This is a genomic window from Citrobacter sp. Cpo061 (genome assembly GCF_030332845.1).
Lineage (GTDB): Bacteria > Pseudomonadota > Gammaproteobacteria > Enterobacterales > Enterobacteriaceae > Citrobacter > Citrobacter portucalensis.
The window spans coordinates 227,377-239,724 of record NZ_JAOWHB010000053.1; the positions used below are offsets into that span (position 1 = coordinate 227,377).

The window sequence follows — 12,348 nt, forward strand, 5'->3', positions numbered from 1 at the left end:
ATCAAAGACATTTAAAATCAATCACATAAAATTGCGTCTGATCCGGGTAAATCTCGGCAATGACATGTTTAAGTTCTTCAAGTGTCATGTTTTCCTGCTGGGCATGTTTATCCGTCAGCGTATCCAGCGTGACGGTTGAGGTGCCAACAACCTCAATCGTGCAGAAGTAACCGTCATCTTCGAAGCGCCCAACCCGTAAAATGTCCCCGGCTTTGAAGTGTGATTCAGACTCGTCACGAATAGTGATGGTCTTGCGTCCGGCCAGAATGTCATCCTGGAAACGCTGAAAAAAAGTGATGTCATTTGGCTGCATGTTATTATTCCCTGTAGATGAAGTCTGATGAGTGAGTTTTGCCATTGTGAGTATGTTCTCCCACGCTGCCATCGCCAGTCTTAACAATCTTGAGATGCTGGTCTACAACTATGTCATCAAAAACCGTGACAAAGTCATGTACATGACCATTCGCGAACTGGCCGATGCCGTGGGTGTTTCCACTACCACCGTACTGCGCTTTTGCCGCAAGCTTAAGTGTGAAGGTTACTCAGAATTTCGCGTGCGCTTCAAATTATATTTAGAGCAGAATGAACCGCAACAGGCTAATTTCGGTGCCAGCGAAATTATCAGCTTCTTTAAAGGCGTTAATAATGATGAGTTCGATAACCTGCTCGATCAGGCTGTTGATATTATATTATCTTCCGAACGTATTATATTCGTCGGAGCGGGAACATCCGGAGCCTTAGCCAAATATGGCGCACGTTTTTTCTCAAACGTTGGAAAATTCAGTAATCACATTGATGATCCTTATTTCCCGGTAACGAATGACATGGCCAGAAACGCGCTGGCGATCGTGCTTTCCGTTTCCGGTGAAACAGAAGAGATCCTGCGTTTTGCCAGCCAGTTCAGCCTGCATAACTGTAGGGTCCTGTCTGTCACCAGTCATGAACATTCGCGGCTGGCCAAATTGGCTGACTTTAATCTCTCCTGGCACGTTCCACAGACGCGCATTGCCGGGGTATACGATATAACCACACAGATCCCTGTTATTTATATTCTGGAGTCACTCGGCCGCAAGCTGGCGAAAAGAATAGCGTAAAAAAACAATCTGTTTTTTGGATGTAACAAATCACATTAGCGCTATTTTGTTATATCGTGACATTTATCTTTCCTTTGTTAGACTCAAAATCAGATTGTATTAATTTGAGACTGAGCGCAGATGAAAAAACTTACCTTACCGAAAGATTTTTTATGGGGTGGCGCGGTTGCGGCGCACCAGGTTGAAGGCGGCTGGAACAAAGGTGGCAAAGGCCCCAGCATTTGCGATGTACTGACCGGTGGTGCGCACGGCGTTCCGCGAGAAATCACTCAGGAAGTTGTGCCCGGTAAGTACTACCCCAACCACGAAGCCGTCGATTTTTACGGTCATTACAAAGAAGACATTAAGCTGTTTGCCGAGATGGGCTTCAAATGCTTCCGTACCTCAATCGCCTGGACGCGTATCTTCCCCAAAGGGGATGAAAGCCAGCCGAATGAAGAAGGGCTAAAGTTCTACGACGACATGTTCGATGAACTGCTGAAGTACAACATCGAACCGGTCATCACCCTTTCCCACTTTGAAATGCCGCTGCACCTGGTTCAACAATACGGTAGCTGGACCAATCGTAAAGTCGTCGATTTCTTTGTCCGATTTGCTGAAGTCGTTTTTGAGCGCTACAAGCACAAGGTCAAATACTGGATGACCTTTAACGAGATCAACAACCAGCGCAACTGGCGCGCACCGCTGTTTGGTTATTGCTGCTCCGGCGTGGTGTATACCGAGCATGAAAACCCGGAAGAAACCATGTACCAGGTGCTGCATCACCAGTTCGTGGCCAGCGCTCTGGCAGTGAAAGCCGCACGCCGCATCAACCCGGAAATGAAAGTCGGCTGCATGCTGGCGATGGTGCCACTGTACCCGTTCTCCTGTAAGCCTGAAGATGTGATGTTCGCGCAGGAATCGATGCGTGAGCGCTACGTTTTCACCGACGTTCAACTGCGCGGCTACTATCCATCATATGTACTGAACGAGTGGGAACGCCGCGAATTCAACATCCGAATGGAAGCTGGAGATGAGCAAATCCTGCGTGAAGGCACCTGTGACTATCTCGGATTCAGTTACTACATGACCAACGCGGTAAAAGCGGAAGGCGGCAGCGGCGATGCCATTTCTGGTTTTGAGGGCAGCGTACCGAACCCGCACGTAAAAGCGTCCGACTGGGGCTGGCAGATTGATCCGGTCGGTCTGCGTTACGCCTTATGCGAACTGTATGAGCGCTATCAGAAACCGCTATTTATCGTAGAAAACGGATTTGGTGCCTACGACAAAGTGGAAGAAGACGGCAGCATCAACGACGACTATCGCATCGACTATTTGCGCGCCCACGTTGAAGAGATGATGAAAGCGGTAACCTATGATGGCGTAGACCTGATGGGCTACACGCCGTGGGGCTGCATCGACTGTGTCTCGTTCACCACCGGTCAGTACAGCAAGCGCTATGGCTTTATCTACGTGAACAAACACGACGACGGCACCGGCGATATGTCGCGTTCACGCAAGAAAAGTTTTAACTGGTACAAAGCGGTGATTGCCAGCAACGGCGAGAAACTTTGATTTTTTGCCGGATGGCGGCGTAAACGCCTTATCCAGCCTACAGATTAAATTCCCGTAGGCCGGATAAGCGTAGCGCCATCCGGCGATTAAACCCTACTTCCCGCCAGCCAGTTCCAGAAAACTGCCCGTTACGTACGACGCCTTCTCGCTCAGCAGCCAGGTAATCGCCTGCGCGACCTCCTCCGGTTGTCCGCCGCGCTGCATAGGCAACATCGATTTCACGCGATCGACCCTTCCCGGCTCGCCGCCTGAAGCGTGCATTTCAGTGTAGATAAGACCAGGTCGCACGCAGTTTACGCGGATCCCTTGCGCCGCAACCTCCAGCGCAAGGCCGGTGGTGAGCGTGTCCACAGCGCCTTTTGAGGCCGCGTAATCAACATATTCGAATGGCGCACCAAGCCGCGATGCCGCCGAAGAGACATTCACAATCGCCCCGCCTGGCCCTCCGTGTTTAAACGACATGCGCTTTACCGCTTCCCGACAACACAAAAAATTGCCGGTAACATTGGTCGCCAGCACGCGGTTAATTCTTTCGGCGGTTAAGCTTTCCACCGTGCTCTGTTCAAACAAAATCCCGGCATTATTCACTAACGCAGTCAGTGGTTCCCCTTCGCGGTCAATGCATTCAAACATTGCCACAACCTGGCTTTCATTGCTGATATCAGCCCGTAGAGCAAACGCCTTTCCCCCGGCAGCGACAATAGTATTCACCACCTCCGTTGCCGCACGGATATTGTGATGAAAGTTAACCGCAACCGTGTAACCCTCTTGCGCTAACTGCAGCGCGGTTGCCCGCCCGATGCCGCGACTGCCGCCAGTAACCAGTGCGATTCCCATGGATACCTCCAGATATGAAAAAGCCGGGAGGCGACTTCGCCTTACCCGGCCTACAAAAGCTTTACTGCGCGGAAAAGTTACTGATATTCGCTCATCGGCACGCAGGAGCAGAACAGGTTACGGTCACCGTAAACATCATCAAGGCGTTTCACGGTCGGCCAGTATTTGTTCGCCACACCAGCCGGGAAGACGGCGATTTCGCGGCTATAACCGTGATTCCACTCCGTGACCAGCTCGTTTTGCGTGTGCGGTGAGTTAACCAGCGGGTTATCTTCCAGTGACCATTCACCGGCTTTCACGCGATCGATTTCAGCGCGGATTGCCAGCATCGCATTGATAAAGCGATCAAGTTCCACTTTGCTTTCAGATTCAGTCGGTTCAACCATCAGGGTACCCGCGACCGGGAATGACATAGTCGGCGCATGGAAACCGTAATCGATCAGGCGCTTGGCAATATCCAGTTCGCTGATGCCGGTCTCTTCTTTCAGTGGGCGAATGTCGAGAATGCATTCATGCGCCACGCGACCGTCGCGACCGGTATACAGCACCGGATAAGCATCTTTCAGACGGCTGGCAATGTAGTTAGCGTTAAGGATAGCCACCTGGCTTGCCTGCTTCAGACCTTCTGCACCCATCATACGGATGTACATCCAGCTGATTGGCAGAATGGATGCGCTACCGAACGGCGCCGCTGAAACTGCGCCCTGACGGGTGAGCATTCCTTCAATCTGCACTACGCTGTGACCCGGTACAAACGGTGCCAGATGTGATTTGACGCCAATCGGTCCCATACCTGGGCCGCCGCCGCCGTGCGGAATGCAGAATGTTTTATGCAGGTTGAGGTGCGAGACATCTGCGCCGATAAAGCCCGGCGTGGTGATCCCAACCTGAGCGTTCATGTTCGCGCCATCAAGGTAAACCTGGCCGCCAAACTGGTGCACAACGTCGCACACTTCACGGATCGTTTCTTCATACACGCCGTGAGTAGACGGATAGGTCACCATGATGCAGGAGAGATTCGCAGCATGTTGTTCTGCTTTTGCTCGCAGATCGTCCAGGTCGATGTTGCCGTTCTTATCACACGCGACAACCACAACCTGCATCCCCGCCATCTGTGCGGATGCTGGGTTGGTACCGTGGGCAGAAGCCGGGATCAGACAGATATCGCGATGGCCTTCGTTACGGCTTTCGTGATAGTGACGAATCGCCAGCAGACCCGCATACTCGCCCTGCGCGCCGGAGTTCGGCTGCATGCAGACGGCGTCATAACCGGTCAGTTTTACCAGCCACTCGGAAAGCTGGCCGATCATCTGGTGATAACCTTCTGCCTGCTCTGGCGGGCAGAACGGGTGAAGTTCAGCGAATTCCGGCCAGGTGATAGGGATCATCTCGGCGGCAGCGTTCAGCTTCATGGTGCAAGAACCCAGCGGGATCATTGCCTGGTTCAGCGCCAGATCTTTGCGCTCCAGCGAGTGCATGTAGCGCATCATTTCGGTTTCGCTGTGATAGCGATTAAACACCGGATGGCTGAGGATCGCATCGTCACGCAGCATGCTGTCCTGAATGGAACGGCTGTCGAGCGCCACATCTTTATCCAGCGTATCGATATTCAAACCGTGGCTGTCGCCCAGCAGAACATTGAACAACTGCACCACGTTTTCACGGGTGGTGGTTTCATCGAGCGTAATACCTACCGCGTTATGGATATCGCTACGCAGGTTGATTTCTGCCGCTTCGGCACGCGCCAGAACAGCCGCTTTATCGGCCACTTCAACACACAGAGTGTCGAAGTAGTGCGCATGGCGCAGCTTCAGCCCTTTCTGTTGCAGACCGGCCGCCAGAATATCAGTCAGGCGGTGGATGCGATTAGCGATACGTTTCAGGCCAACCGGACCATGATAAACGGCATACAGGCTGGCGATGTTGGCCAGCAGAACCTGCGAGGTACAAATGTTGGAGTTCGCTTTCTCACGGCGGATATGCTGCTCGCGAGTCTGCATCGCCATGCGCAGTGCGGTATTGCCCGCCGCATCTTTCGATACGCCGATAATACGGCCTGGCATGGAGCGTTTGAATTCGTCTTTAGCGGCGAAGAATGCCGCGTGTGGGCCGCCGTAACCCATCGGTACGCCGAAGCGTTGGGCAGAGCCGAAAACAATATCCGCGCCCTGTTTGCCCGGCGCAGTCAGCAGTACCAGCGCCATAAAGTCGGCAGCGACACTGACCACAACTTTACGGGATTTCAGCTCGGCAATCAGTTTGCTGTAGTCATGCACTTCACCGGTGGTGCCAACCTGCTGCAACAGCACGCCAAACACATCCTGGTGATCCAGTGCTTTCGCCGCGTCATCAACAATGACATCAAAGCCAAAGGTCTCTGCACGGGTGCGAACCACGTCCAGCGTTTGCGGGTGAACATCAGCCGCCACAAAGAAACGGTTGGCATTTTTCAGTTTGCTGACACGTTTGGCCATCGCCATGGCTTCAGCAGCCGCAGTGGCTTCATCCAGCAGAGAAGCGGAAGCCATATCCAGGCCCGTCAGGTCCAGTGTGACCTGTTGGAAGTTCAGCAGAGCTTCCAGTCGTCCCTGGGAGACTTCCGGCTGATACGGCGTATATGCGGTGTACCAGCCTGGGTTTTCCAGCATGTTACGCAGAATAACCGGTGGCAACTGCACGGCGGTGTAGCCCATGCCAATGTAGGACGTGAAGCGCTTGTTACGCCCGGCGATGGCTTTTAATTCAGCCAGCGCAGCGTATTCGGTCGCCGCCTCGCCAACCTGTGGCGGGGTTGCGAGCTGAATGTCTTTCGGCACAATCTGGCCGATCAGCGCGTTTAACGACTCGGCGCCAACCGCATTCAGCATCTCTTGCTGCTGCGCGGCGTCCGGTCCGATGTGGCGTTCAATGAAAGCGCCGCTGTTTTCAAGCTGGCTTAACGTCTGTGTCATGGGCGATGGTTCCTGAAACGTGCAGTGAATCGTGATTGTCTCTAACTCAATTGCCCGGTGGCGCTGACGCTTACCGGGCCTACATAAAACCGTAGGCCGGATAAACGCAGTGCCATCCGGCACAATCTTATTCGTCTTCCAGTAATGCCTCGTACGCAGTGGCATCCAACAGCGATTCAATTTCGCTTTCATCGCTGGCTTTGATTTTGAAAATCCAGCCGCCCGCATACGGTTCGCTGTTGACCAGTTCCGGGGAGTCGCTGAGCGCATCGTTAACCGCAACAATCTCACCGCCTACTGGCGCATAGATATCGGATGCCGCTTTTACGGACTCCGCAACGGCGCAATCATCGCCCGCGCTGACGGTGGCGCCAACTTCTGGCAGGTCAACGAAAACCATGTCACCTAACAGCTCCTGAGCGTGTTCGGTGATACCAACGGTGTAAGAGCCGTCAGCTTCTTTGCGCAGCCATTCGTGTTCTTTGCTGTATTTCAGTTCTGCAGGTACGTTGCTCATCAATCAATCTCCAAAAAAGGATGAATTACGCGACGGCTTTGCCGTTACGCACAAAAACAGGTTTAGTCACTTTTACCGGCATTTCACGGTTACGGATCTGTACGATCGCAGTCTCACCGATACCCGCAGGCACACGCGCCAACGCGATGCTGTAACCCAGGGTTGGGGAGAATGTGCCACTGGTGATAATGCCTTCATGCTGGTTGCCAGAAGCATCGGTGAAACGCACCGGCAGTTCATTACGCAGCACGCCCTTCTCAGTCATCACCAGCCCGACCAGCTGTTCGTGGCCTTTTTCACGCTGCATTTCCAGCGCTTCACGACCAATAAAGTCGCGGTCAGCCGGTTCCCACGCGATGGTCCAGCCCATGTTGGCCGCCAGCGGAGAAATACCTTCGTCCATCTCCTGGCCATACAGGTTCATACCCGCTTCCAGACGCAGGGTGTCGCGCGCGCCGAGACCACAAGGTTTGACGCCTGCTTGTACCAGCGCACGCCAGAAATCAGCCGCTTTTTCATTCGGCATGGCGATTTCATAGCCTGCTTCGCCGGTATAACCGGTGGTTGCGATAAACAAATCACCCGCCTGAACGCCAAAGAACGGCTTCATACCTTCTACCGCATGGCGCTGTTCGTCAGTAAACAACGTGGCTGCTTTTTCCTGCGCGTTTGGCCCCTGCACCGCAATCAGCGACAGGTCGTCACGAACGGTGATGTCGATGGCGTAAGGTTCAGCGTGTTGGGTAATCCAGGATAGGTCTTTTTCGCGGGTGGCGGAGTTTACAACGAGGCGGAAGAAATCTTCAGTGAAGTAGTAGACAATCAGGTCATCTATCACGCCGCCCGAAGCGTTGAGCATCCCGGAGTAGAGGGCTTTACCCGTCTTCGTTAGCTTCGCGACGTCGTTTGCCAGCAGATAACGCAAGAACTCCCGGGTGCGGCTACCGCGCAGGTCGACGATGGTCATATGCGACACATCAAACATTCCGGCGTCGGTGCGAACAGCATGGTGTTCATCGAGCTGAGAACCGTAATGCAGTGGCATCATCCAGCCATGGAAATCGACCATGCGCGCGCCACATAGCGTGTGTTGTTCGTACAAAGGAGTCTGTTGAGCCATCTTTTCCTCGTTGAATAAGCGGGGCTACCAACTCTTTCGCGGTGAAATTTTCGCCACGAAACCCAGCACCGCAGCCGCTCCAGGGGCTACGACGCAAACGTTCTCTTTGTCCTGAACTTACCACCGAAACAGACGCTAAACCATAAGTCAAAATTAACCATCACATTAGCTTATGGCGAAAAACAGCCAGATCACCAACAGAATAAAACTCCATACATATAGCAATTAATCAGAACAACAAACAAAGGTAAGCGTAAAATCACAGCACCAATCCACATTAAATGTGGAAAAAATGTCAAAAATGGCGTTATGAAAAAAACGTAATATTAGAAAAACTAATGCGAAAAAAGGCGTGGAATTAGATTATTTCAAATGAGAGAAGCACCCCGGCGCGAAGGCCGGGAGAGGAAAGTGTGACGGGTCTCAAACTCTTAAGATTGTCCTTACGGACACTAACGTAACCACTCGGGAAGATCGTTCAGTCCCATCGCCTGACGGATGAGTTGTGGTTTTACACCCGGGAGGGTATCGGCCAGTTTCAGCCCAATATCGCGTAGCAGTTTTTTCGCCGGATTCTCGCCTGCAAACAGTTCACGGAAACCCTGCATCCCCGCCAGCATCAGCGCTGCGCTGTGCTTACGGCTGCGCTCGTAGCGGCGTAAATAGAGATACTGCCCAATATCTTTGCCCTGACGCTGTAGCCGCTTAAGCTCATCGATCAGTTCCGCCGCATCCATAAAGCCAAGGTTAACCCCCTGACCCGCCAGCGGGTGGATGGTATGCGCCGCATCCCCCACCAGCGCCAGACGATGGGCCGCGAACTGGCGAGCATAACGTCCCGTCAGCGGAAACGCCTGACGTTCGCTTTCAAGGCTGCACAGCCCCAGACGATTATCAAAGGCGATATTCAGCGCCTGATTAAACTCGTCAACGCTTGCCTGCTGCATACGTTCTGCTTCCTGCGGCGAGAGCGACCAGACGATAGAACACAGGTGTGGATCGCTGAGTGGCAGGAATGCCAGGATCCCCTCGCCATGAAACGCCTGACGCGCAACCGCACCGTGAGCTTCCTGCGTACGGATAGTCGCCACCAGCGCATGATGACGGTAGTCCCAGAAGGTGAGCGGAATGTCCGCTTTATTGCGCAGCCAGGAATTAGCACCATCGGCACCGACGACCAGACGCGCCGTCAGCATTGCGCCATCTTTGAGGCTGAGAAATGCCTCGTTCTCGCCCCAGGCCACCTGCTGTATTTCAGCTGGCGCCATCAGCGTAATATCCGCTGAACGCTGCGCCTTTTGCCACAACGCATAATGGATTTCTGAGTTTTCAACGATGTGGCCCAAATGGCTGTAACCCATGCTCTGGTCATCAAATTCAATGCGTCCAAAGCTGTCTTTGTCCCAGACTTCCATGCCGTGGTAGCAGCAAGCGCGACGGGCAACAATGTCGGACCAGACGCCAAGACGGGTAAGCAGTTTTTCGCTGGCTGCATTAATGGCCGAAACGCGAAGCTGAGGAGGTGCATCCGCCACCAACGGCTGCGGAACATGTTGTTCTAATACAGCAACGCGCAACCCACTGCCCTGCAGGCCGCAGGCAACCGCCAGCCCCACCATGCCGCCACCAACAATTGCTACATCAACACTTTGCACTGTTTGTACCTCGAAACCTGTAATCCGTAGGCCTGATTAGCGCAGCGCCATCAGGCATTTTTGCGGGGACCCTTGCCGGATGTCGGCGTTGCCTTATCCGGCCTACAGGTCATATTTATCGTGCAACCCAACCCAGGGTCCGCTCCGCCAGCGCATCGCGCGCAGGGGTGAATAATTCCATCGCCATCAACCCGACATTGCGCCCAACAACCAGCGGGGCCCAGTGATTGGCAAACAAATATACTAAATTGTTGGTCACACCAATCGTCGTCTCGCGATCGCGCTCGCGGCGCTGCTGATAGCGTGCCAGCACCGCATAATCACCCACATCTTCCGCGCCGTTCTGCGCCTGCGTCAACGTCTCAGCAAGGCTCATTACATCGCGCAGGCCAAGGTTGAAACCTTGCCCGGCAATGGGATGCAGCGTCTGGGCGGCGTTCCCTACCAGCACGGTACGATGGGTAATCGCTTTCAGCGCCGTAGTTAACGAAAGCGGATAAGCGCTGCGTTTACCAGACTGGGTAATACGTCCCAGTCGCCAGCCAAAAGCGGTTTGCAGTTCACGGCAAAACTGTTCGTCGGACCAGGCCATGATCTCATCACGCTGCTCCAGCGGATGGCACCACACCAGTGAGCAGCGACCGTCAGACATTGGCAGCATTGCCAGCGGACCATATTGCGTGAAGCGTTCAAACGCTCGCCCGTCGTGCGGTACAGAGGTCGTGACGTTGGCAATCACCGCCAATTGCTCATAAGGCTGTTGCAGCCAGTCAACACCGCAGGCAGTCGCCAGTGCGGAACGCGTGCCGTCAGCAGCCACCAGCAGGCGACCGGTAATCATCTCGCCATTCTCCAGCGTCACTTCAACGCGCTCCTGCGTGCGCGACACGCTGGCTACGCGGTCGGGGCAGTGCAATGTGACGCCAGGTGCTTTGCGCAGCAGCGCAAACAGACGCAGCCCGACGTCGTGCAGTTCTACCACCTGACCCAGAGCCGGAATACGGTATTCCTGCGCATCCAGCGTCACAAATCCAGCATGGCCGCGATCGCTGACGTGAACCGTTTTAATGGCCGTTGCGCAATCGGCAATCGCCTGCCATACACCAATTCGCGCCAGCTGTTGGCAGGTTCCTGCCGCCAGCGCGATCGCCCGGGCGTCAAACCCAGGATGACGGTCAGTTTCAGGTTCGCTCGCTTCTATCAGATGAACTGGCAGCGTCCCATGACTGAGCTGGGAAATGGCCAGCGCCAGCGTCGCACCGACCATACCACCACCAACGATAATCACGCTCATTGCAGTCGCGCCGCAGCCATTAAGGCTTCAATGTCATCAGCTTTCTTCACTACGCTGGCGGTCAGGTTTTCATTGCCGTCCTCGGTGATGAGGATGTCATCCTCAATACGAATGCCGATACCACGATAAGCCGGCGGTACATCTGCATCCGGCGCGATATACAGTCCCGGTTCGACGGTGAGTACCATTCCCGGCTCAAGAATACGTGAGCGGTCCTGACCATAAACGCCGACGTCGTGCACATCCAGACCCAGCCAGTGACTTAGGCCATGCATAAAGAATGGGCGGTGAGCATTTTCGGTAATCAACTGATCGACATCACCGTGCAGAATGCCAAGCTTCACCAGGCCCGTAATCATGATGCGCACCACTTCGCCAGTGACTTCCTGAATGGACGTTCCGGGACGATACAGACGCAGGCTGGTCTCTAAGGATTCCAGTACGATATCGTAGATTTCACGCTGTGCTGGGGTAAATTTACCGTTTACCGGGAAGGTACGCGTAATGTCACCCGCATAGCCTTTGTATTCACAGCCAGCGTCAATCAGCACCAAATCGCCATCGCGCATTTCACTTTCATTTTCGGTGTAATGCAGGATACAGCCGTTTTCACCGCTGCCGACAATCGTGTTATAGGACGGATAACGCGCGCCATGACGGGTAAATTCATGGTGAATCTCCCCTTCTAACTGGTATTCAAACATTCCCGGACGGCATTTTTCCATCGCGCGGGTATGCGCCAGTGCGGTGATTTCTCCGGCACGACGCATGACCGCAATTTCTTCCGGTGATTTGAACAGGCGCATTTCATGCACCATCGGACGCCAGTCGATAATCGCGGCAGGCGCGTGCAGATTTTGTCTGGAGCCTTTGCGCAGTTTATCCAGCGCCGTGCACACAATCTCGTCTGCCCAGGCATACTCGCCCTGGGCGTGGTATACCGCGTCCAGACCATTGAGCAGCAAATACAGCTGTTGGTTGATTTCACTGAAGGCCAGCGCCCGGTCAACGCCAAGTTTTGCCGGGGCAGCATCCTGGCCCAGACGGCGGCCAAACCAGATTTCCGCCGTCAGATCGCGAACCCGATTGAACAAAACGCTGTGGTTATGAGTGTCATCACTTTTAATCAGCACCAGCACGGCTTCAGGTTCGTTAAAACCGGTGAAGTACCAGAAATCACTGCTTTGGCGGTAAGGGTATTCACTGTCCGCACTACGCGTCGCTTCCGGTGCGGCAAAAATCAGCGCGGCGCTGCCGGGCTGCATTTGTGCCAGTAAAGCCTGGCGACGACGCTGGAATTCTTGCTGAGATATCTCGCTCATCACA

General features: G+C 54.0%; 10 protein-coding genes. 2 read left to right on the forward strand and 8 right to left on the reverse strand.

The window, feature by feature from the left end:
- Position 1 precedes the first annotated feature (1 nt).
- A complete protein-coding gene (gene yqfB / locus OGX97_RS19710) occupies positions 2-313 on the reverse strand; it encodes a N(4)-acetylcytidine aminohydrolase (RefSeq protein ID WP_048225466.1) in 312 nt (103 codons plus the stop codon).
- 52 nt (positions 314-365) lie between these two features.
- Here yqfB and OGX97_RS19715 point away from each other — a divergent pair, with 52 nt between their 5' ends.
- Positions 366-1,094, forward strand: a complete 729-nt coding sequence (locus OGX97_RS19715; RefSeq protein WP_071445579.1) for a MurR/RpiR family transcriptional regulator — start codon at positions 366-368, stop codon at positions 1,092-1,094.
- A 120-nt stretch (positions 1,095-1,214) separates the two neighbouring features.
- Entirely contained in the window at positions 1,215-2,648 is a 1,434-nt protein-coding gene (gene bglA / locus OGX97_RS19720) for a 6-phospho-beta-glucosidase BglA (protein WP_048236723.1), read from the forward strand.
- Between the two features lie 93 nt (positions 2,649-2,741).
- Here bglA and OGX97_RS19725 read toward each other — a convergent pair whose 3' ends face one another.
- The 7 genes from OGX97_RS19725 to pepP all read right to left on the reverse strand — a co-directional run bounded on the left by OGX97_RS19725 (position 2,742) and on the right by pepP (position 12,344).
- The gene (locus OGX97_RS19725; protein WP_279850828.1) at positions 2,742-3,485 is read right to left on the reverse strand and encodes an SDR family oxidoreductase; all 744 of its coding nucleotides are present in this window, start codon (positions 3,483-3,485) and stop codon (positions 2,742-2,744) included.
- A 77-nt stretch (positions 3,486-3,562) separates the two neighbouring features.
- Complete coding sequence (gcvP, locus tag OGX97_RS19730; protein WP_279850827.1) at positions 3,563-6,436, reverse strand: aminomethyl-transferring glycine dehydrogenase; 2,874 nt, start codon at positions 6,434-6,436, stop codon at positions 3,563-3,565.
- Positions 6,437-6,563: 127 nt separating this feature from the next.
- Positions 6,564-6,953, reverse strand: a complete 390-nt coding sequence (gene gcvH, locus OGX97_RS19735; RefSeq protein ID WP_003026965.1) for a glycine cleavage system protein GcvH — start codon at positions 6,951-6,953, stop codon at positions 6,564-6,566.
- A 25-nt stretch (positions 6,954-6,978) separates the two neighbouring features.
- The gene (gene gcvT / locus OGX97_RS19740) at positions 6,979-8,073 is read right to left on the reverse strand and encodes a glycine cleavage system aminomethyltransferase GcvT (protein WP_003825494.1); all 1,095 of its coding nucleotides are present in this window, start codon (positions 8,071-8,073) and stop codon (positions 6,979-6,981) included.
- Between the two features lie 452 nt (positions 8,074-8,525).
- The gene (ubiI, locus tag OGX97_RS19745; protein ID WP_071445581.1) at positions 8,526-9,728 is read right to left on the reverse strand and encodes an FAD-dependent 2-octaprenylphenol hydroxylase; all 1,203 of its coding nucleotides are present in this window, start codon (positions 9,726-9,728) and stop codon (positions 8,526-8,528) included.
- 115 nt (positions 9,729-9,843) lie between these two features.
- The gene (gene ubiH / locus OGX97_RS19750; protein ID WP_128611720.1) at positions 9,844-11,022 is read right to left on the reverse strand and encodes a 2-octaprenyl-6-methoxyphenyl hydroxylase; all 1,179 of its coding nucleotides are present in this window, start codon (positions 11,020-11,022) and stop codon (positions 9,844-9,846) included.
- Entirely contained in the window at positions 11,019-12,344 is a 1,326-nt protein-coding gene (pepP, locus tag OGX97_RS19755; protein ID WP_048215582.1) for a Xaa-Pro aminopeptidase, read from the reverse strand. The genes ubiH and pepP overlap by 4 nt, the downstream gene beginning before the upstream one ends.
- Positions 12,345-12,348 lie beyond the last annotated feature (4 nt).